At 73.5% G+C, this 20831-nt stretch carries 19 protein-coding genes and 2 pseudogenes; 9 read left to right on the top strand and 12 right to left on the bottom strand.

From position 1 onward, the window contains the following. Positions 1-109: 109 nt before the first annotated feature. The 3 genes and pseudogenes from L615_RS10590 (at position 110) to L615_RS10580 (ending at position 4651) form a co-directional block, all read left to right on the top strand. Positions 110-2077 carry a biotin carboxylase N-terminal domain-containing protein gene (locus L615_RS10590; RefSeq protein ID WP_145725044.1) on the top strand — a complete coding sequence of 656 codons (1968 nt, stop codon included), beginning with the start codon at positions 110-112 and terminating at the stop codon, positions 2075-2077. Then, positions 2074-3239, top strand: a pseudogene (locus tag L615_RS10585) (acyl-CoA dehydrogenase family protein). The gene L615_RS10590 and the pseudogene L615_RS10585 overlap by 4 nt, the downstream one beginning before the upstream one ends. 287 nt (positions 3240-3526) lie before the next feature. Beyond that, positions 3527-4651, top strand: coding sequence for a YihY/virulence factor BrkB family protein (locus tag L615_RS10580; RefSeq protein WP_232221709.1), 1125 nt, complete (start codon positions 3527-3529; stop codon positions 4649-4651). 15 nt (positions 4652-4666) lie between these two features. Here the strand turns inward: L615_RS10580 and L615_RS10575 are convergent, their stop codons facing one another. Next, positions 4667-5428, bottom strand: coding sequence for a tyrosine-protein phosphatase (locus L615_RS10575; RefSeq protein WP_186449823.1), 762 nt, complete (start codon positions 5426-5428; stop codon positions 4667-4669). A gap of 155 nt (positions 5429-5583) precedes the next feature. Here L615_RS10575 and L615_RS10570 point away from each other — a divergent pair, with 155 nt between their 5' ends. Both L615_RS10570 and L615_RS10565 read left to right on the top strand, forming a co-directional pair. After that, on the top strand, positions 5584-6087 hold the full coding sequence (locus L615_RS10570) for a SigE family RNA polymerase sigma factor (protein WP_145725042.1): 504 nt from the start codon (positions 5584-5586) through the stop codon (positions 6085-6087). Then, positions 6084-6803 carry a hypothetical protein gene (locus L615_RS10565; RefSeq protein WP_145725041.1) on the top strand — a complete coding sequence of 240 codons (720 nt, stop codon included), beginning with the start codon at positions 6084-6086 and terminating at the stop codon, positions 6801-6803. The genes L615_RS10570 and L615_RS10565 overlap by 4 nt, the downstream gene beginning before the upstream one ends. On the opposite strand, the gene L615_RS10560 is transcribed toward L615_RS10565, so the two are convergent. The 10 genes from L615_RS10560 to L615_RS10515 form a co-directional block, all read right to left on the bottom strand. Beyond that, the gene (locus L615_RS10560; RefSeq protein ID WP_261376632.1) at positions 6788-7624 is read right to left on the bottom strand and encodes a DUF1295 domain-containing protein; all 837 of its coding nucleotides are present in this window, start codon (positions 7622-7624) and stop codon (positions 6788-6790) included. The genes L615_RS10565 and L615_RS10560 overlap by 16 nt on opposite strands. Then, complete coding sequence (locus L615_RS10555; RefSeq protein WP_145725040.1) at positions 7621-8961, bottom strand: cyclopropane-fatty-acyl-phospholipid synthase family protein; 1341 nt, start codon at positions 8959-8961, stop codon at positions 7621-7623. Before L615_RS10555 ends, L615_RS10560 begins: the two co-directional genes overlap by 4 nt. Next, the gene (locus tag L615_RS10550) at positions 8961-10235 is read right to left on the bottom strand and encodes a class I SAM-dependent methyltransferase (RefSeq protein ID WP_145725039.1); all 1275 of its coding nucleotides are present in this window, start codon (positions 10233-10235) and stop codon (positions 8961-8963) included. The genes L615_RS10555 and L615_RS10550 overlap by 1 nt, the downstream gene beginning before the upstream one ends. 63 nt (positions 10236-10298) lie before the next feature. After that, complete coding sequence (locus L615_RS10545; RefSeq protein ID WP_145725038.1) at positions 10299-12140, bottom strand: FAD-dependent oxidoreductase; 1842 nt, start codon at positions 12138-12140, stop codon at positions 10299-10301. Continuing rightward, positions 12140-12925, bottom strand: a complete 786-nt coding sequence (locus L615_RS10540; RefSeq protein WP_145725037.1) for an anti-sigma factor domain-containing protein — start codon at positions 12923-12925, stop codon at positions 12140-12142. Before L615_RS10540 ends, L615_RS10545 begins: the two co-directional genes overlap by 1 nt. After that, positions 12922-13527 carry an ECF RNA polymerase sigma factor SigK gene (gene sigK, locus L615_RS10535; protein ID WP_145725036.1) on the bottom strand — a complete coding sequence of 202 codons (606 nt, stop codon included), beginning with the start codon at positions 13525-13527 and terminating at the stop codon, positions 12922-12924. The genes L615_RS10540 and sigK overlap by 4 nt, the downstream gene beginning before the upstream one ends. Positions 13528-13565: 38 nt before the next feature. Beyond that, positions 13566-14249, bottom strand: a complete 684-nt coding sequence (locus L615_RS10530) for a fasciclin domain-containing protein (RefSeq protein ID WP_145725035.1) — start codon at positions 14247-14249, stop codon at positions 13566-13568. Between the two features lie 109 nt (positions 14250-14358). Further along, a complete protein-coding gene (locus tag L615_RS10525) occupies positions 14359-15870 on the bottom strand; it encodes a molybdopterin-dependent oxidoreductase (RefSeq protein WP_145725034.1) in 1512 nt (503 codons plus the stop codon). Positions 15871-15928: 58 nt separating this feature from the next. Continuing rightward, entirely contained in the window at positions 15929-16939 is a 1011-nt protein-coding gene (locus tag L615_RS10520) for a succinylglutamate desuccinylase/aspartoacylase family protein (protein WP_222430520.1), read from the bottom strand. Further along, positions 16926-17435 (bottom strand): RimK/LysX family protein, encoded by a 510-nt coding sequence (locus tag L615_RS10515; protein WP_145725033.1) that lies wholly within the window; start codon positions 17433-17435, stop codon positions 16926-16928. Before L615_RS10515 ends, L615_RS10520 begins: the two co-directional genes overlap by 14 nt. A gap of 47 nt (positions 17436-17482) precedes the next feature. On the opposite strand from L615_RS10515, the pseudogene L615_RS10510 reads away from it, so the two are divergent. The 4 genes and pseudogenes from L615_RS10510 to L615_RS10500 all read left to right on the top strand — a co-directional run. After that, positions 17483-18343, top strand: a pseudogene (locus tag L615_RS10510) (RimK family alpha-L-glutamate ligase); the annotation flags it as partial. Then, a complete protein-coding gene (locus L615_RS24735; RefSeq protein ID WP_396954747.1) occupies positions 18326-18670 on the top strand; it encodes a cation:proton antiporter regulatory subunit in 345 nt (114 codons plus the stop codon). The pseudogene L615_RS10510 and the gene L615_RS24735, both read left to right, overlap by 18 nt. A 69-nt stretch (positions 18671-18739) precedes the next feature. Beyond that, positions 18740-19501 (top strand): enoyl-CoA hydratase-related protein, encoded by a 762-nt coding sequence (locus L615_RS10505; protein ID WP_315897784.1) that lies wholly within the window; start codon positions 18740-18742, stop codon positions 19499-19501. Positions 19502-19505: 4 nt separating this feature from the next. Further along, a complete protein-coding gene (locus L615_RS10500; RefSeq protein WP_145725030.1) occupies positions 19506-19781 on the top strand; it encodes a hypothetical protein in 276 nt (91 codons plus the stop codon). Between the two features lie 11 nt (positions 19782-19792). On the opposite strand, the gene L615_RS10495 is transcribed toward L615_RS10500, so the two are convergent. Beyond that, positions 19793-20380: a TIGR00730 family Rossman fold protein gene (locus tag L615_RS10495; protein WP_145725029.1), complete on the bottom strand. Its 588-nt coding sequence runs from the start codon at positions 20378-20380 to the stop codon at positions 19793-19795. Positions 20381-20831 lie beyond the last annotated feature (451 nt).

Genomic DNA, 20831 nt, shown 5'->3' with positions numbered 1-20831 from the left:
CCGCCCGCCACGAGGGTCCGGAGGTTTCGAGGCTCCTCGCTAGCGCTCGTCRCACCTCAACCACCGGRCGATCTCCCCGAAACGACGCCACCGGACCGGAGGTCATCGCATGATCAACCGCATCCTCGTCGCGAACCGCGGCGAGATCGCGCGCCGCGTCTTCCGCACCGCCCGCCGGCTCGGCATCGAGACGGTGGCGGTGCACTCCGACGCCGACGCCGGGCTGCCGTTCGTGCGGGAGGCCGACGCCGCCGTACGCCTGCCGGGGAGCACGCCGGCCGAGACCTACCTGCGCGGCGACCTCGTCATCGAGGCCGCCCGCCGCTCGGGCGCGGACGCGATCCACCCCGGCTACGGCTTCCTGTCGGAGAACGCCGCCTTCGCCCGCCAGGTCGTCGAGGCCGGGCTGACGTGGATCGGCCCGGAGCCGGACTCCATCGACCGGATGGGCTCGAAGATCGAGTCCAAGAAGCTGATGGAGGCCGCCGGCGTCCCGGTGCTCGGCAACCTCACCGTGGACACCGCCACCGAGGCCGACCTCCCGCTGCTCGTCAAGGCGTCCGCCGGCGGCGGCGGGCGCGGCATGCGCGTCGTCCGGTCGCTGGCCGACCTCGCCGGCGAGGTGGAGAAGGCCGCGGCCGAGGCGGAGTCCGCCTTCGGTGACGGCACCGTCTTCGTCGAGCCCTACGTCGAGCGCGGCCGCCACGTCGAGGTGCAGGTCGTCGGCGACGGCCGCGGCGGCGTGCTGGTGCTCGGCGAGCGCGACTGCTCGCTGCAGCGTCGCCACCAGAAGGTCGTCGAGGAGGCGCCCGCACCGGGGCTGACCGAGGAGGTCGCCGCTGCGCTGCACGAGGCCGCGCGCAAGGCCGCCGCGGCGATCAGCTACCGCGGCGCCGGCACGGTGGAGTTCCTCTACGACGCCGACACCCAGCGGTTCTTCTTCCTCGAGATGAACACCCGGCTCCAGGTCGAGCACCCCGTCACCGAGCAGGTGTACGGCGTCGACCTGGTCGAGCTGCAGGTCGCGGTCGCCGAGGGGCGCGACCTCCCCGAGGTCGACCCCCAGCCGGACGGGCACGCGATCGAGGTGCGCCTCTACGCCGAGGACCCGGCCGCCGACTACGCCCCGCAGACCGGTCGCCTGCTGGAGCTGGCCATCGAGCACGACGATGCGTTCGCGCTCGACCGGCACGGGGTCCGCCTCGACACCGGCTTCGAGTCCGGCGACGAGGTCGGCACCTTCTACGACGCGATGCTGTCCAAGGTGATCGCCTGGGCGCCGACCCGCGAGCAGGCCGCCCGTGCGCTGGCCCGCACCCTGGAGCGGGCGCGGATCCACGGGCTCACCACGAACCGGGACCAGCTGGTCGCCTCGCTGCGGCACCCGGCGTTCCTCGACGCCACCGGCGTCGCGACGTCCTTCTACGCCGAGCACCCGGAGACGCTGGCGCCGGCTGCCGACGACCTGCTGCCGTTCGTCGGTGCCGTCGCCCTGGCCGAGCACCGCCGCGTTCACGCCCGCGTGCAGTCGCGCATCCCGGCAGGCTTCCGCAACGTCCATGCCGGCCCGCGCTCGACCGTGCTCGGGGTGGGGTCCGAGGAGGTCGAGGTGCGCTGGCTCGGTGGCCGCGGGGGCTTCCGCCACGCCGACCGCGACGACGTCACGGTGCTCGAGGCGAGCCCCACCGGTGTCGTCGTCGAGGTCGACGGCGTGACCCGCCGCTACGACGTACGCGTCATCGACGAGGCCGTCCTCGTCGACGGCCCGCGCGGCGGCGTCACCCTGAGGATCGTGCCGCGCTTCGTCGACCCGTCGACGCAGGTCGCCGCCGGCTCCCTGCTCGCGCCGATGCCCGGCAGCGTGGTCGACGTCCGCGCGGCCGTCGGCGACGTCGTGCAGGAAGGCCAGCCCATCCTCGTGATGGAGGCCATGAAGATGCAGCACACCATCGCGGCGCCCTATGCGGGCACCGTCACCGAGCTGTCGGCGAGCGCCGGACAGCAGGTCGAGGCGGGCACCGTGCTCGCCGTCGTGGAACCGGTCGAGTCCGGGGACGAAGGAGAAGAGGAAGCATGACCGAGACGATGTTCACCGAGCCGGAGGAGCGCGTCGCGCTGCGCGAGGCGGTGACCAAGCTGGCTGCCAGGTACGGCCGTGAATTCGTCGAGAAGCAGGCCCGCGAGGGCGGCAAGATGACCGAGATGTGGCTCGAGATGGGCTCGGCCGGCTTCCTCGGCGTCAACATCCCCGAGGAGTTCGGCGGCGGTGGCGGCGGCATGGCCGACCTTGCCGCCGTGCTCGAGGAGACGGCCGCGGCCGGCACCCCGCTGCTCATGATGGTCGTCTCGCCGGCCATCTGCGGCTCGATCATCAGCCGCTGCGGCACCGACGAGCAGAAGAAGCGCTGGCTGCCGGGCATCGCCGACGGCACCCACCTGATGGCCTTCGGCATCACCGAGGCCGACGCCGGCTCGAACTCGCACAAGATCACCACCACCGCCGAGCGCGACGGCGACACCTGGGTGCTCAAGGGCCAGAAGACCTTCATCTCCGGTGTCGACGAGGCCCAGTCCGTGCTCATCGTGGCGCGCACCGCCGACGCCAGGACCGGCAAGCTCAAGCCGGCGCTCTTCGTCGTGCCGACCGACGCGGAGGGCTTCACCAAGCAGCCCATCCCGATGTCGTGGAGCGCCCCGGAGAAGCAGTTCACGCTCTTCCTCGACGACGTCCGGCTCCCCGCCGACGCGCTCGTCGGCGACGAGGACGGCGGNGGCAGCTGTTCGCGGGCCTCAACCCCGAGCGCATCATGGGCGCGGCCATGTCGTGCGGCCTGGCCCGCTACGCCCTCGACAAGGCCGTCGGCTACGCCAAGGAGCGCTCGGTCTGGAAGGACCAGCCGATCGGCTCCCACCAGGGCATCGCGCACCCGCTGGCGAAGGTGAAGATCGAGCTCGAGCAGGCCCGCCTGCTCTGGCAGAAGGCCGCCGCGCTCTACGACGCCGGCGACGACTTCACCGCCGGCGAGTACGCCAACATGGCCAAGTACGCCGCCGGCGAGATCGCCTGCAACGCGACCGACGTCGCCGTGCACACCCACGGCGGCAACGGCCTGACCGCGGAGTACGGCCTGGGCAACCTGCTCGTCGCCGCCCGCCTGGGCCGGATCGCCCCGGTGAGCCGGGAGATGATCCTGAACTTCGTCGCGATGCACTCGCTGGGTCTCCCCAAGTCGTACTGAGCTGATGGCGCGAGCGTGTCGCTCGTGCCTCGCTCCCTCCGCTCCGTCGGCCGGCGTCACTGCGCCGGCCGGCGGGGCGGTAGCCCGGGACAAATTCGCCGGTCGACCGGCGAAACTCATGCTTGACCGACGAAGTTTCATCGGTCAGGCGTGAGTTTTGTCGGTCAGGTCCGACAGTTTCGCCGGTCGACCGGCGAAACTGTCGTGGGCCGGCCACCCCACCCGCCGGACCGGTTTCCGGGCACTCGTCCACAGGTCGTTGCGGTCGATGTCATAGGTTGCGTCGTGTGGGACTCGTCGGAGACATGGACCGTGGCCAGCGCCGCCACTCGGTCTTCGGCTTCCCGCTCGCGGTCATCTACAAGTTCTTCGACGACCAGGGGAACTACCTCGCCGCGATCCTGACGTTCTACGCGTTCCTGTCGATCTTCCCCCTGCTGCTGCTCGGCACCTCGATCCTCGGCTTCGTCCTCGAGGGCAACCCGCGGCTGCAGGAGCAGGTGCTCGACTCGGCGCTCGGCCAGTTCCCGATCATCGGTGACGCGCTCGGCCGGCCGGAGGGCATCCAGGGCTCGACCGGTGGTGTGGTCGTCGGTGCCCTCACCGCGCTGTACGGCGCCCTGGGGCTCGGGCTCGCGCTGCAGAACGTGCAGGCCGCGGCCTGGGCGGTGCCGCGCAACAGTCGGCCGCACCCGGTGATGACCCGGATCAACAGCCTGTTCATCCTGCTGGTCGCGGGGTCGGTCATCTTCACGATCTCGGTCGGCTCGGCGGTGCTCACCGAGACCGAGGTGATCGGCGAGCTCTCGGAGCACGGGTGGTTCCACTGGATCGTGCGCCTGCTGACCGTGCTGATCCTCGGCGCGACGATGACGGTGCTGCTGCGGATGGCCGCGGCGCGGGCGATCCGGGCCAACGTGATCCGCGCGGCGCCGGGCGGCTACACGATCGCCGTGCTGTGGCAGTTCCTGCAGTGGATCGGGACGATCTACGTCACCAAGGTGATCGCGAGCGCCGACCGCAACAACATGACCGAGACGTTCGGCGTCGTCCTCGGCCTGATGGGCCTGCTCTACATCGGCGCGATCATGGGCGTGCTCGGCATCGAGGTCAACGTGGTGCTCGCGCGGCGGCTGTGGCCGCGGGCGCTGCTCACGCCGTTCACCGACTCCGTCGACCTCACCGAGGCCGACCGGCGCGCCTACGCGATGTACGCGCAGATGCAGCGGCACAAGGGCTTCCAGACCGTCGCGGTGCGCTTCGAGGGCCGCGACGGCGACACCCACGACATCGTGCTCGACCCGCGCACCGAGAAGGTCATCAAGCAGCACCTCCCGGGGATGCCGCCGCGGCCGGAGGCGGTCGACGAGCCGACCCAGCCGTTCACCATCCCGCCCAAGTCCGACGCCTGAGGGCAGCCGGTCCGCTCAGTGCCGCAGGTGCCGGCGCAGCGTGCCGAGCACGTCCTCGTCCAGGCCGAGGCCCTCGCGCAGGTACGTCGCCCGGTCGCCGTACTCGTGGCGCAGCGCGGACAGGGCGGCCCGCAGGTAGGACGTGTCGACGACGAGCACGGGCTCGTAGACCGCGACGCCGTCGGGGCCGAGGTGGCGCTCGATCTCGGCCTCCGTGCGTGCGCGGCTGGCGGCGGTGAGCGCGTTGGTCAGCAGGTAGTCGGCCTCGATGGTGGCGTCGTCGACGCCGGCGAGGTGCAGCAGCATCGCGGCCACCCACCCGGTGCGGTCCTTGCCGCCGGAGCAGTGGAAGAGCTGCGGCCCGCCGGAGGCGAGCTGGCGCAGCACGCCGCCGAAGGCGGTCGTCGACTTCGGGCTGGTCACGAAACCGCGGTAGACCTCCTCCATCAGCTCGGCAGCGTCCTCGCGCGAGGCGAGGCCGGCGACCTGCTCCATCGGGATGCCGATCGCGTCGAAGTGCATCGCCTCCGCGCCGGGCACCTCCGGGTCGGGGTGCTGCTCGATCTCCGCCGGCGCCCGCAGGTCGATCACGGTCCGCAGCCCGATCGAGCTGAGCAGGCCGTGGTCCTCGTCGGTGAGCCGCAGGTCGTTGGAGCGGTAGAAGACGCCCGTGCGCAGGCGGCCGCCGCCGGCCGTCGCGTAGCCGGGGCCGGCGACGTCGCGGAAGTTGTCGGCCGAGGCCAGCCGGAGGTACTCCTCGCCCACGTGGTCGGTCACGGCAAGGAAGCCTAGGGCCGCGTGCAACCATTCCGGGGTCCCGGGCGGTGGAACACCACGTGAACACCATCCAGTCCCCGCCCCCGGCACAGGGATCGGCCCAGGGAACGGCGCCGGGAACCGCGCAGGGAAGACGGAGCACGCCAGGAGGAGCGATGCAGGCACGGGCCGACTTCGACGCCTTCGTCGCGGCCCGGTCGAGCGCGTTGCTGCGCACGGCGTACCTGCTCACCCGGGACCACGCGCTCGCCGAGGACCTCCTGCAGACCGCGCTCACCAAGGCGTGGTTCGCCTGGCGCCGCATCGACGGCGACCCGGAGCCGTACGTCCGCAGGATCCTGGTCAACACCTACGCCTCCTGGTGGCGGCGCAGGTGGAACGGCGAGCACGCCACGGACGAGCTGCCGGAGCCGACCGGCTCCGCGTCCTCCACGGGAGCCGAGCGCAGCGACGCCCGCCACGACCTCTGGACCGCGCTCGGCCGGCTCCCGCGCAGGCAGCGCGCGGTGGTGGTGCTGCGCTACTTCGAGGACCTCACCGAGGCGGAGACCGCCCGGGTCCTCGACTGCAGCGTCGGCAACGTCAAGAGCCAGTGCAGCCGCGCCCTCGCCAAGCTCCGCATCGACCCCGCGCTCGCCCCTGAGGAGGACCGCGCATGAACACCCTCGACGACCTGCGGCAGGCGCTCGCCACGCACGCACCCGACGGCGACGACGGACTCGCCGCCCGACCCACCGAGGTCGCCCACCGCGTCCGCACGGTACGACGCCGCCGGCACGCCGTCGCCGCCCTGGCCGCCGTGGCCGTGGTCGGCGGCGGTGCCCTGGCCGTCGCCCTGCCCGGGCGGGACGCCGGTCCCGGCCCGGCCGACGACCCGGCGCCGACGGTCACCGACGGCAGCGTCGACCCCACCCGGGGCGCCGACGTCACCTTCCCGGCCGTGGTCGAGGGTGAGCCGCTGGTCTCGTCGGTGGTGGGCGAGCCGGGGGAGCGCGCGATCACCCGCGGGCTGGTGCTGCCGGCCGACGCGACCTTCACCGTCCACTGCACGACCACCGAGCCGGTCCCGGGGGACCGCCGGATGCCGTGGGTGACGGTGGAGCTCGACGGGTGGCACGTCTTCCAGGTGTCCTGCACGTCCGGTCCCGAGCCGGAGGACACCTTCGGTGCCTACTCCTTCAACCCCGAGGGCGGTGGCGACCGGCCCGGCATCCTGGTCTCGCGGACCCGGCCCGACGGCACCGAGCGCGACCGCTACGTCGCGCCCGGGCGCAACGTCGAGCTCACGGTCCGGCTGACCGACGCCGACGGGCGGCGCTACACCCGCGACGTCGGGGAGGTCCGGCTCGGGATCGGGGTCTACGGGACCCGGTGACCCCGGCGACCCCGGTCCTGCCGACGCGGGGGCCGCGGGAGGAAGAGCGGCGTGCGGGCGGCGTACTCCGGGTAGCCGGGACGCTTCATCATCGTCTGCTCGAGCAGGCGGGCGCCCGTGGCGTGGACCAGGAAGTACGTCATCACCGCCGGCGCCGCGACGGTCGCGAGGCCGACGACCCAGCCCGACGCGAGGCCGCCCGCGAGCCAGGTGCCCCACCACACGCACGAGTCGCCGAAGTAGTTCGGGTGCCGGGTCCACGCCCACAGGCCGGTGTCGAGCACCGGGGGCCGGCTCTCGCGGGGCTGGGCGCGGTAGGCCGACAGCTGCGCGTCACCGACCGCCTCGAAGACCAGGCCGACGGCCCAGACGACGACGCCCAGCACGACCACCGGCCACCACGCGACGCCCTGGACGACGCCGACCGCGACGGGCAGGGCGACGAACGCGAGGGCAGCGCCCTGGATGGCGAAGACCTTGCGCACGGCGCGGGCCATGCCGACCTCGGCGAGCGTGCCGCCGAGGAGCTTGACGTAGCGGGGGTCCTCGTCGCGGTGGCCCGCGCTGCGCCGGCCGATGTGGGCCGCCAGGCGCAGGCCCCAGACGGCGACCATCGCCACGACGATGCCGGTGCGCACGGCGTCACCGGCGTCGAGCAGCAGGGCCGCGGCGCCGGACGCGACGGCGGCCAGCACGAAGCCCAGCCCCCACGCCACGTCGACGATCGCCACCCGGCCCTGCCGGCGGGCGACGAGCGCGGTCCCCGTCATGACCAGCGCTGCCGCGGCAAGGGCGGCGAGGATCGAGATGAGCACGTTCACGAGGGCCTCCTCCACGGCAGGCCGTGCGCCGCACCGGGACGCACGAGCAGGACCTGGTCGACCCCCATCCTGCCGTCGCGGAAGGCCATCGAGCCGCCGACGAGGTAGAGCTGCCACACGCGGACCAGCTCCTCACCGACCAGCGCCGCCAGGAGGTCGACGTTCGCCTCGAACCGCTCGAGCCAGCCGGCGACGGTGAGCACGTAGTGCTCGCGCAGGGCGTGCACGTCGCGTGCCTCGAGCCCGGACGCCTCGAGCAGCGCGACCGTCTCCCCGACCGGGCGCATGTGCATGTCGGGGGCGATGAAGGACTCGATGAACGGTCCGCCGCCGGGCCAGCGGCCGCCGCGCGACATCTGCTGCACGAGGACCCGGCCGCCGGGGCGGACCGCGTCGTGCAGCACCCGGGCGTAGGTCGGGTAGTTCGACTGGCCGACGTGCTCGCCCATCTCGAGGGAGGCGACGGCGTCGTACCGCTCGTCACCTGCTGCCGGTACGGCGTCGCGGTAGTCGCACAACCGGATCTCGACGCGGTCGGCCACCCCGCGGCGCAGCGCGGCGGCGCGGGCGAACTGCTGCTGCTCGGTCGAGATGGTCACGCCGGTGACGTGGACGCCGTAGTGCTCCGCCGCGTGCAGGGACAGCGACCCCCACCCACAGCCGACGTCGAGCAGGCGCATGCCCGGCTCGAGGCCGAGCTTCTGGCAGACCAGGTCGAGCTTGGCGCGCTGGGCGTCGGCGAGCGGCTGGTCGGGCGAGGAGTGGTAGCCGCAGGAGTAGGCCATCGTCTCCTCGTCGAGGATCAGCGAGTAGAACTCCGCGGTCGTGTCGTAGTGGTGGCTGATCGCGCTGCGGTCGCGGGTCCTGCTGTGAAGGCGGCCGCGGACCCGGGCCTGGGTCGCCGGCGGTTCCGGGGCGCGGCCGAGCAGGTCGAGCCCGACCGCGGTGCGCACCGCGCCCGCCAGCGCGCGCACGCTCGGGCGTCGGCCGGACAGTCCCCGCTCCCGGGCCACCGCAAAGGCGTGCGTCAGCGCGGTGTCGAGGTCGCCGCGCACCTCCAGCTCACCGGTGACGTAGGCCTGCGCCGCGCCGAGCTCGCCGGGGTGCCACAGCAGCCGGCGCAGCGCGTCCGGGGAGCGCAGCTCCACGACGGGGGCGACGTCGGGTCCGGCGGTGGAGCCGTCCCAGGCGACCAGCCGGACCGGCAAGTCACCCCCGACGAACGGGCGCAGCGCCCGCTCGAGGCGGGGCGCGACATCCGCGTCGCCGCCCGGGGCCGTCGGACCGCCGGACGGCTGCCGGGGCTGGAGGTGCACGACGTCGGGCAGGTCGGACATCACGCCTCCCGGGTGAACGTCAGCTGGTGGTTGTCGATGTAGCCCGACGCGAACCCGGCCCGGCAGTACTCCAGGTAGAAGTGCCACATCCGCACGAAGGTCTCGTCGAAGCCGAGCTCGGCGACGCGCCCACGGGAGGCGAGGAAGGCGAGGTCCCACCGGCGCAGCGTCGGGGCGTAGTGCGCACCCATCGCCAGCTCGTCGCTGACGTGCAGCGAGGTGTGCCGACCGATGACCTGGCGGATCGCCTCGACCGACGGCAGGGCACCGCCCGGGAAGATGTACTTGGTGATGAAGGTGTGCGTCGACCGGGTCGCCAGCATCCGCTCGTGGGACATCGTGATGCCCTGGATCGCGACCGCACCGCCCGGCGCGAGCACGTGGTCCAGCGTGCGGAAGTACGCCGGCCAGAACTCCCGCCCGACGGCCTCGATCATCTCGACGGACACCACCGCGTCGTACGCCCCGGCGGGCTCGTCCAGCAGGGCGCGGTAGTCGCACAGGTCGACCGAGACCCGGTCGGCGTGCCCGGCGGCGGCGATCCGCTCCCGGGCCAGCCGCTGCTGCTCAACGGACAGGGTGATCGAGCGGACGTCGGCGCCGCGGGCGGCGGCGCGGATCGCGAGCTCGCCCCAGCCGGTGCCGATCTCCAGCAGGCGGGTGCCCGCGGTGACGCCGGCCTGGTCGAGCAGCCGGTCGATCTTGCGGTGCTGCGCTGCCACGAAGTCCTCGGCGAGGGCGGTCTCGAGGTCCTCGAAGAGGGCCGACGAGTACGACAGCGTCGGGTCGAGGAAGGCCGCGAAGAGGTCGTTCGAGAGGTCGTAGTGGTGGGCCACGTTGGACTGCGTGTTCTCGCGGCTGCCCCGCTGGCTGCGCGGGCGGCGCGGTGCGACGACGGCACGGAGCTTCTGCAGCGAGGGCGGCACGAGGTGCGCCATGTCGGCGGCGAGCACCGTCAGGAACTCGCCGAGCACGCCGTCGCCGGGCGTGCCGTCCTCGGACCAGGCGCCGGTCAGGTAGGCCTCGCCGAAGCCGATCAGCTTGTCGCGCCCGACGCGGGCGAAGAGCTCCGCCGGCCGGTGCACCACGATGCCGGGTCCGCCGAGGCCGAGGACCTCGGTCGTGCCGTCGGGGTGCTCGAGCCGCACGGTGACCTTGCGGCGGCCCAGCGCGGAGCGGAAGAGCCGCTCGGCGACGCGGGCGGCCACGCCTCCGGTCGACACCGGCTGCAGGCCGACCCAGGGCGAGGTGGGGAGGTGGTCGGTCACGGTCATGGGCGGAGGCCTTCCTCGAGCTCGCGGCGGCGCGGGGCCGCGGCGAGGGGACGGGGGTGGTGGTCAGGTCGGGGCTGCACCGGCAGCCGGGTCCGGCGGGGGGACGACGACCTCGTAGTGGCCGTCGACGCCGTGGAAGGGCGACACGTACATCTCCTTGTCCACCACGGCCCGGCCCCGCTCGTCGGTGTCGAGCAGGTAGGCGTGGCGGTCGCCGTAGGTGTTGTGCACCTCGACGACGGTGGCTGCGGGGCGGCCGCCTCCCTCCCGGTCGGCCCAGCACCAGTGGACCGAGATGGGGTTGAAGCAGTGGCCGTACGCACGGGGGAGCGCGGCCATCAGCGCGCGGCCGCCCCGCAGGTCGATGCCGTGCGCGGCCAGGAACCGGTCCAGGCCCTCGCGCACGGAGTCCGTGTCCCCGTCGAAGTGGTCGCGGCCCAGGAACCGGCCGCGACCGCCGGGCACCCGGCCGTCGGGACCGACCTGGTCGAGGTCGACGACCCAGGTGCTGGTGCGGTGCTCGAAGGAGCTCTCCACCGGCTCGCGGCGCTGGTGGACCAGGGTGGCGCGGTACGACGTCGCGGCGGGGGACGAGGGGGAGTGCTCGCCCCAGGCCAGGCCGAGGCGCTCGGCGGCGGCGAGGCCGGAGCGTGCGCCGTCCTCGTGGAAGCCCCAGCCGTGGTAGGCGCCGGCGAAGACGAGGCGGTCGCTGTCGAGCTCCGGCAGCCGGCGCTGGGCGGCGACCGAGGAGGGGGTGTAGAGCGGGTGCGCGTAGTCACGGCGCACGATCACCGTGTCCGGGTCGACGAGGTCCTCCCCGCCGAGGGTCACCAGGTAGCGGGTGTCGGTGGGCAGCCGCTGCAGCCGGGTCATGTCGTAGGTGACCAGCACGCCGGCCCGGTCCGCGGCGGGACGGCGGAAGTTCCACGACGCGTGCGCCTCGGGGGCGCCGGGCATCAGCCGGGTGTCGGTGTGCAGCAGCGCGGTGTTGGGGCTGTAGGGCATGGCGCCGAGCACCTCGCGCTGCGCCGGGGTCGGGTCGGCGAGCAGCCTCAGGGCCTGGTCGGGGTGCGCGGCGACCACGACGGCGTCGTACACCTCGGTGCCGCGGTCGGTGACGACCTCGACCACGTCGGCGGTCTCCCGCACGGCGCGGACCGGGCTACCGGTGCGGACGTCCGCACCGCGCTCGCGCAGCGCCGCGGCGACCGCGTCGACGTAGGTGCGCGAGCCGCCGGCGACCGTGCGCCAGGTGGGCGAGCCGAAGACCTGCAGCATCCCGTGGTGGGAGAGGAACGCGAAGAGGTAGGCCGCCGGGTAGTCCAGCGCGGTGTCGGGGTCGCACGACCACACCGCGGCCACCAGCGGCTCCATGAAGTGACGGCGGAAGTACGGCGAGAAGCGGCCGGCGTCGAGGAACTCGGCGAGCGTCGTCGGGTCGGCGGCGGGGTCCGGGGCGGCATCGAGCAGGCGTCGGGCGCGGCGGTGGAAGCGGGGGACGTCGCGCAGCATCCGCAGGTAGCCGGGGTTGCGGTGGTTCCCGGTGCCGGCGGGGAAGAGGCCGCGCCGCCCGAGGGCGCCGGCCCACTCCAGCCCGGTCTGCTCGTCGCTGATCGACATCGACATCTCCGACTCCAGGGTCGCGACGCCGAGCTCGTCGAAGAGCCGCAGCAGGGTGGGGTAGGTGCGGCGGTTGTGCACGATGAATCCGCTGTCGATGCGCAGCTCGCGGCCGGTCGGGTCGACGACGTCGTGGGTGTCGGCGTGCCCGCCGAGCCGGTCGTCGGCCTCGAGCAGCGTGACGTGGGCGCCGTTCGCGGGGTGCGAGGCGACGTACGCGGCGGTGAGGCCGGCGACGCCGGAACCCACCACGGCGACCCGCCGCGGTGTCGTGTGGCTGCGCATCACGTGTCCAGCGCGAGCACGGCGATGGGCTCGGACGTCGGCTCCGGCGACCCGCCGTCCGGCTCGACCGTGATGCCGACGGCGGTCGCCTCGGAGGCGTCGCCGTCGAGCAGCAGCGTCGTGTCGGGGTCGTCGGGCATGAGGCCGGCGGGGATCATCGACCCCTGCGGCGTCTGCAGCCAGATCTCGTAGACCTTGCCCTCGGGGGCCGGGGCCATGTCCTCGGTGACGATCACGGCGCGGCCCTCGCTGCGCGAGAGCACGACGGTCGCCCGGGAGCCGTCGGGGAACTCCTGCTGGACGCGGGTCGCGTCCTCGGCGGCCAGCACCCGCTGCTCGGGGGAGAGCGGCGGCGGGTCGTCGGCCCAGGGCCGGACCAGCGCGGTGCCGACGGCGAGCAGCAGGACCGCGGCCGCGGCGACGAGCAGCGGGGTGCGGCCCAGGCGGCGCAGCAGCGAGCGACGGGTACGACGACCGGCGAGCTCGTCGTCCTCCGCGGCCGCGTGGTCGCCGGGGCGGCGGTCGGTGCGGTCCTCGGGGCGGTCCTCGGTGATCGGCGGCAGCGGGCGGACCGCTCCGATCCCGGAGAGCACGGCGTCGCGGACGGAGGAGGGGGGCTCGACCTCGTCGGTGCCGAGCAGGGCGGCCGCCTCCTGGAGGCTGGCCACCTCCTCGCGGCACCCGGCGCAGTCGGCGAGGTGGGCCTCGAAGCGGGCCCGCTCGTCGGCGTCGAGCGCGTCGAGCGCGTAGGCGCCGGAGAGGGCGTGCAGGTCGTGATCGGTCATGTTCCTACTCCGATCGAGTCGCGCAGGCGGATCAGGCCGTCGCGGATCCTTGTCTTCGCCGTCCCGACCGGCAGGTCGAGCAGCGCGGCCACCTCGGTGTGGGTGTAGCCGCCGAAGTACGCCAGCTCGATGGCCTCGCGCTGGACGTCGGTCAGGCTGGCGAGCGCGGCGCGGACCCGGGCCGCCTCCAGGGAGGCGGTCGCGGCCTCGGCCGTCTCGTCGTGGGGGACGGAACGGTTGGTCTCCTCGTAGACCACGTCGCGCCGGGCGGCGGCCTCGGCGCTGCGCACCCGGTCCACCGCCTTGCGGTGGGCGATGGTCATCAGCCACGCCAGGGCACTCCCGCGGGTGGCGTCGTACCGGCTGGACTGGCGCCAGACCTCGAGGAAGACCTCCTGGGTGACCTCGTCGGACTGTGCCCGGTCGCGGACCACGCGCACCACGAGGCCGTGCACGCGGGCGGCGGTGGCGTCGTAGAGCTCGGCGAACGCGGCCTCGTCACCGCGGGCCGAGCGCCTCAGCAGCGCGCCGAGGTCGGGGCCGGCGCCAGCCGGCGCCCCCGCGAGGGGGACGCCGGCCGGGTCGTCGGGGACCGCATCCATCTGCTGATCCTTCCAGAGGTGCCGAGGTGCTGACGAGGTCACTTGACCCCGGTGAGCACCTTGTCGATCACGTAGACGGTCGCGTTCGCGGTCGGGATGTTGCCGCAGAGCACGTTCGCAGTCACGGTGCCGTCGGTGACGGTCATGCCCGAGGCGGGGTCGCCGTCCACGGTCAGCTGGTCGCCGGCGAGGGTCTCGTGGTCCCCGACGACCGCGTCGGCGGTGGCGTTGGCGCCGACGACGTGGTGGGCGAGGATCTTGTAGAGGGCGCTCTTGTCACCCTTCTGCTGACCCTCCTCGACGAGGCCGTTGAGGTCCTTCTTGGGGATCTCGGCGAACGCGTCGTCGTAGGGCGCGAAGACGGTGAGCGCCTCGGCGCCGTTGAGGGTGTCGGCCAGGCCGTCGATGCTCGTCACCGCGGTGACCAGCGTGCTGAGCAGCGGGTTGTTGCTCGCGGCGGTGGCGACCGGGTCGTCGACCATGCCGTCGAGCGAGCCCTCGCCCTCGGTGGGGACGGCGGAGCAGGCCGGGCCGAAGACCTCGGCGGTGCCTCCCGCGGCCATCGCGTCCTCGGAGCCGGTGTCCTCGGAGGTCTCGGAGGAGGTGGTGTCGGAGCCGCCGGTGGGCTCGTCGTCCTCGCTGCTGCAGGCGGCGAAGGTAGCGCTGAGGGCGATGACGGCGATGCCGACACCGGTGGTGCGGCGGAGCTTCTGGAGCTTCATGGGGGTGCCTTCCGTAGGGGCGTGGACGGGGTCTCGTGTGGTCTTCGGAGCCGCCGGCCCGGCGGATGGGACGGATCGGAAAGTTTTTGTTGACGGTGGCTGGTGCCGCTCAGGCGACGGTCACGATGAGCTCGTGCAGGCCGCTGGCGCCGTCGGGGAAGGGCTCGGCCCGCACGGCCGGCTGGGGCTCGCCGTTGCCGGCGACGGCGCGCACCGCGATCCGGTGGGACCCCGGGGTGGCCGGCCAGCGGAGGAACCACTGGCGCCAGTAGTCGTCGCCGCCGTCGGGCCCGAGCTGCGCGTCGCGCCACGGGCCGCCGTCGATGCGTACCTGCACCTTGTCGATCCCGCCGCGCTCCTGGGCCCAGGCGACGCCACCGACGACGACGTCGCCCGCGGCGAGCTGCGCCAGGGCGCGGGGCGTGTCGATCCGGGCGGCGATCTTGATCGGCGCGTCCGTCGCCCAGCCGCGCGCGGTCCAGTACGCCTCCCGCTCGGCGTAGGTCGTCAGGGTGAGCCGGGAGAGCCACTTGGTGGCGCTGACGAAGCCGTAGAGGCCGGGGACCACCATCCGCACGGGGAAGCCGTGCTCCCGCGGCAGCGGCTCGCCGTTCATCCCGACCGCGAGCAGCGCGTCGCGGCCGTCGGTGGCGAGCGCGAGCGGGGTGCTGATCGTCATCCCGTCGACGTCCGTGGACAGCAGCTGGTCCGCGGAGGTGCCGGCGATCCCGGCCAGGTCGAGCACGTCGGTGAGCCGGACGCCCAACCAGCGCGCGCCGCCGACGTACGGGCCGCCGACGCTGTTGGAGACGCAGGTCAGCGTGATGTCGCGCTCGACCAGGGGCATGGCGAGCAGGTCGTCGAAGGTGAGCGTGACCTTCCGCGCGACGTCGCCGTCGACGGTGAGCGTCCAGTCGTCGGTGCTGACCACGGGCACGTCGAGGCGGGTGTCGACGCGGTAGAAGTCGGCGTTGGCGGTGCGGAAGGGCGTGATGCCCGGGACCTGGTCGTCCAGGCCCCGAGGGAGTGCGGGCGCGGCGTCGACCGGAGCGGGCAGGGCGACCTCCTCGGGACGGGCGCGCAGCGAGGCGACGACCCGGCCGGCGAGGCCGCCGACCGCTGCGGTGGCGCCGAGGGCGGCGGCGGTGAGCAGGAGGGTCCGTCGTCCGGTCCCCGTCGCGCTGGTGCCCGCGGCGCCGCGGTGGGCGCGGGCCAGCAGGAGCAGCGCGCACGGCCCGGCCACGGCCGCGACCAGCGCCGGCAGCAGGTCGGCGACGCCGGCCTCGGGGCGGCCGACCACCGCTGCGGCTGCGACCAGCACCAGCCCGAGCAGCGCCGCCGCGCCGGCCGGAGGGCGCCGCCGGGCGACCAGCCCGGCGACGGCGGCGAGCACGAGCACGCCGGCCAGCACGGACCCGACGAGCACCGCCTTGTCGGCGCTGCCGAACTGCCGGATCGCCCACTCCTTGGCCGGGGCGGGCGTCAGGTCGACGACCGCGGAGCCGACGGCCAGCACCGGGGACGTCGCGGGGTCGGTCAGGGCGGCGGCGAGGTGCGCGAGCCCTACCCCGGCCAGGGTCGCCAGCACGCCGTACGCCGCCCAGGGCAGTCGTGTCCTCATGGGGGTAGTTCGGAGCCGACGGGGTCGGCGGATGTCCCGGCCTGCGGCCCGGACCGGGTCAGTGGTCCTCGGTCTCCGGCGCCTCGCGCGGCTCGGCGGGCTCGGGCGCTGCGACCTCGGTGGCGATGTGCACCAGCGCGTCACCGGCGTGGACGATCGGGGCGCGGGTCAGGCCGATCACGATCCCCGCGCGGTCCGCGTGGACCAGGCGCACCCGCCGGCCGAAGGTGTCGGACAGCCCGCCCAGCCGCTGCCCCTCATCGACCCACTCGCCGAGGTGGACGTCGAGGTGCAGGATCCCGGTCCCGCGGGCCCGGACCCACGTGCTCGAGCGTGCCTCGACCACCGCAGGGAGGTCCTCGTCGTCGGACTCGGCGTCGATCATGTCGAGCGCGGCCAGCACGCGGCGCACCCCGCGCACGCCGACGGCGATCGCGTCGTCGTCGAAGCGCAGCGCCTCACCGGCCTCGTAGAGCAGGACGGTCGCGCCGCGGTCGCGCGCCGCCTGGCGCAGCGAGCCGTCGCGCAGCCGGGCGTGCAGCATCACCGGCGCACCGAACGCCTCGGCGAGCTCCCGGGTGCGCGTGTCGTCGAGGTCGGCGCGGATCTGCGGCAGGTTGGTCCGCCGGTCGGCGGCGGTGTGCAGGTCGATGCCGACGTCGCACTTGCTGACGACCTCGGTCATGAACAGGTGCGCGATCCGGCTCGCCAGGGACCCGCGCGCCGAGCCCGGGAACGAACGGTTGAGGTCGCGGCGGTCCGGCAGGTAGCGGTCGCCGCTCATGAACCCGAGCACGTTGACCACCGGGACGGCGACCAGCGTGCCGCGGAAGGTGCGGGCCGACAGCGTCGCCATCGCCTGCCGGATCACCTCGACGCCGAGCACCTCGTCCCCGTGGATCGCGGCATTCACCCAGACCGTCGGGCCGTCGGCGCGGCCGTGCACGACCCGCACGGGCAGGCTCACGTCGCCGCCGGTCACCAGCCGGGTGATCGGGAGCTCGACCTCCTTGGTCGACCCGGCGCGGACCCGGACGTTGCCGATCGCGAAGGACTCACGCAGGGCCACGCTGCACCCCCGTCGCGACGCCGCGGTTCTTGCGGCGCACCTTGCGGGGTGGGCGGCCGCCGAGGTAGGAGTGGCCGGAGTCGACGAGGAAGCCCTGCCGCAGCGCCTCGCGCCCGACCAGCATCCGGAAGCCCATCTCGTCGCGCCGGGTGAGCGTCACCTCGGTGGTCACGGTGCGGCCGAGGAGCTCGAGCTCGGTCAGCACGACGAAGCGCTCCTGGGTGTGGCCCGTCGAGCTGCGGACGGTGCGGCGGTCGTGCACCGGGCACTCGACGTACACCGCGTCCTCCGCCGAGCGCTGCCACGGGTGGACCGAGAAGCGCACCCACGTCTCGCCGTCCTGCTCGTAGTGGGCGAGGTCGAAGGCGTGCAGCGCGGAGGTGCGCGCGCCGGTGTCGAGCTTGGCCTTCACCGGGCCCACGCCCAGGCCGGGGAGGCGCACCCACTCGCGCCAGCCGGCAACGACCGGCGGGCTGCTTGAATGGGTGCTGGCCACCCTGACATCCAAGCAGGCACTCCTACACGCGGAGCGAAGTCCCAGGAATGAAGCTTGCGATCCTCTCGCGCGCACCTCGGTCCTACAGCACCCAGCGGCTGCGCACCGCGGCGCTCGACCGTGGTCACCAGGTGAAGGTGCTCAACACCCTGCGCTTCGCGATCGACCTGTCCGGCGACGAGCCGGACCTGCAGTTCCGCGGCAAGCAGCTCTCCGACTACGACGCCGTGCTCCCGCGCATCGGCAACTCGATCACCTACTTCGGCACCGCCGTCGTCCGGCAGTTCGAGCAGATGGACGTCTACACGCCCAACACGGCGAACGGCATCTCGAACTCCCGCGACAAGCTGCGCGCCTCGCAGATCCTGTCGCGCCACAACATCGGGATGCCGGCGACGACGTTCGTCCGCGACCGCGCCGACGTGATCCCCGCGATCGAGCGCGTCGGCGGCGCCCCGGTCGTGATCAAGCTGCTCGAGGGCACGCAGGGCATCGGTGTCATCCTCGCCCCGGACATCAAGGTCGCCGAGGCGATCATCGAGACGCTGCAGAGCACGAAGCAGCAGGTGCTCATCCAGCGCTTCGTCGCCGAGAGCCGCGGCCGCGACATCCGCGCCCTCGTCGTCGGCGACCGGGTCGTCGCCGCGATGCGCCGGGTCGCCCAGGGCGACGAGTTCCGGTCCAACGTGCACCGCGGCGGCAGCGTCGAGGCGGTCTCCCTCGACCCCGAGGCCGAGCGCACCGCCGTACGCGCCGCGCAGATCATGGGCCTCAAGGTCGCCGGCGTCGACATGCTCGAGGCGGACGAGGGCCCGCTGGTCATGGAGGTCAACTCCTCACCGGGCCTGGAGGGCATCGAGCAGGCCACCAAGCTCGACGTCGCCGGCGCGATCATCGACTACATCGACAACCAGGTCGCCTTCCCGCAGATCGACGTCCGCGAACGGCTCTCGGTCTCGACCGGGTACGGCGTCGCGGAGCTCGTCGTCCACGGCGACGCCGACCTCGTCGGCAAGTCCATCGGCGACTCCGGCCTGCGCGACCGCGACATCACCGTGCTCACCCTCCACCGCGGCACCGTGGTCATCCCGAACCCCTTCCCGCACCACGTGCTCGAGGCCGAGGACCGGCTGCTCTGCTTCGGCAAGCTCGAGGAGATGCGTTCGATGATCCCCGCCCGCCGCAAGCGGACCCGGGTCAAGAAGCTGCCCCGCAAGCCGATCCACGAGGGCTGACCCGGCACGCGGTGCCGGGACCCACGTTCGCGGGTGGTCGCGCGGCGCGGATCCGGCAGGATGGCGCCCATGACTGACGCACCTGCCGAGCTCGTCCACCTCGACGTCGCCGACGGCGTCGCGACGATCACGCTCGACTCGCCGCACAACCGCAACGCGCTCTCGCGCCAGCTCGTCACCGAGCTGGTCGACCGGCTCACGAGGGCTGACGAGGACGACAGCGTCCGGGTCGTGCTGCTGCGCTCGTCCGGCCGGGTGTTCTGCTCCGGCGCCGACCTGTCCGAGGCCTCCACCGTGCCGATGCACGAGGGAGCCCGCGCGATCGTCGCCGTCCAGCGCCAGATCGTCGCGCTGACCAAGCCGGTCGTCACCGTCGTCGAGGGCGCGGCGCGCGCCGGCGGCATCGGGATCGTCGCCGCCTCCGACGTCGTGGTCGTCGCCGAGGACGCCACCTTCGCGCTCACCGAGGTGAAGCTCGGCCTCACCCCGGCCGTCATCTCGCTGACCGTCTTTCCGCGGCTCACCCCGCGCGGCCTGGCCTGGACCGCCCTGGGCGGCGAGGTGTTCAGCGGCACCGAGGCCCGCGACTACGGCCTGGCCACCTTCGCCGTCCCCGCCGCGGAGCTGCAGGCCACCGTCGACGACGTCGTCGCCAAGATCGCCACGGGTGCCGCGCAGGGGCTGCGCGAGACCAAGAAGCTCGTCGGCGCCGAGCTGCTCGAGCGGATCGACGCGAAGGGCGAGGAGCTGGTCGAGCTCAGCGCCCGCCTCTTCGGCTCCGACGAGGCCCGCGAGGCGATGACCGCGTTCCTCAACCGCAAGAAGGGCTGAGGCCGTGGACGAGAGCGGTCGCTCCGGGGTGAAGCCGCCCGACGTCGACGTGCGGCCCCTCGGCCCGCTGGCGGTGGGGGCGGGCGTGGTCGCCGTCGTCCTGGCGCTGACCGGTTTCTACGCCGTCCTCGGCGTCGTGGTGGCCCTCGTGGCGTCGGGGCTTGGGCTGCTCGCCCGCACCGAGCCGCGCACCCGCCGGGCCGGCACCCTCGCCGTGGGGCTGGCGGTCGCCGCCGCCGCGGTGGCGGTGGTCTGGCTGGTCCTGACGCTCGCCGGCTAGGAGCTGCGCGCTCAGACGCCCCGCAGCTTGTCCACGAACGTCGCACCGACCCGCTGCGCCAGCCCGGCCAGCGCCGCGTCCAGGTCGTCGGCGACCACCACGTCGTCGAGCACGTCCTGGCGCACGAAGCCCGCGTCCACCAGTCCCTGCAGTGCTCCGAGCAGCGGCTGCCAGAAGCCCTTGGTGTCGTAGAAGCACACCGGGTCGTCGTTGAAGCCGATCTGCCGCCAGCTCCACACCTCGACGATCTCCTCGAGTGTGCCGAGCCCGCCAGGCAGGCACAGGAAGGCGTCCGCCTTCTCCGCCATGAGCGCCTTCCGCTCGTGCATCGTCTCCACCACGTGCAGCTCGGTGAGGTCCGCACGCCCCCACTCACGCTCGACCATGCTGCGCGGGATCACGCCGACCACCTCGCCGCCCGCCTCGAGCGCGCCATCCGACACCGCCCCCATCAGCCCGTGCCCGCCGGCGCCGTAGACCAGGCCGATCCCGCGTTCCGCAAGACCCCGCCCCACGTCGTACGCCGCCCGGACCAGGTCCTCGTCCGTGCCGGTGGAGGAGGCGCAGAAGACGGCTACTCGTCGGAGCTCGCGTGCCATGCGGGACAGGCTAGGGGGTTGGTGCTGCTCGGGCTTCGGTTGCGTAGCCGGTGCAGGTGGAACAGTCCTCCGCATCGGCGAGAGCGCCGGACTCGGGGGACCTCCCCCGAGGCTGCGGCTTCCCAGCCGGCACAGTGCCGAAAGGGCAGCGACGCGGAAGTACGGCGGGTGGCCGGGTCCGGCGGTCGGCTTGCGGTTGGGTAGGCGGTCGTCGTGGTCCCGGACAGGCTGCGGTCACGAGCCGGTACAGCTCCGAGAGGCAGCGACGAGAAGCTGGGTGGGTGGTCGGGTCCGGCGGTCGGCTTGCGGCTAGGCGGTCGTGGGCTGGTCTTGCTGGGGGCTCAACTCCCGGTGGTTGAGGTGCGACGAGCGCTAGCGAGGAGCCTCGAAACCACCGGGCGTTCAAGGCAGGCTGTGGATCGTAGATTCTGGAGAATCCCCAGTCCACAGG

This window comes from Nocardioides sp. J9, from assembly GCF_007829375.1.
In the GTDB taxonomy this organism is placed as follows: Bacteria; Actinomycetota; Actinomycetes; order Propionibacteriales; family Nocardioidaceae; genus Nocardioides.
The sequence above is the reverse complement of the archived record's forward strand: the minus strand, read 5'-3'. Positions and strand labels throughout refer to the sequence as shown.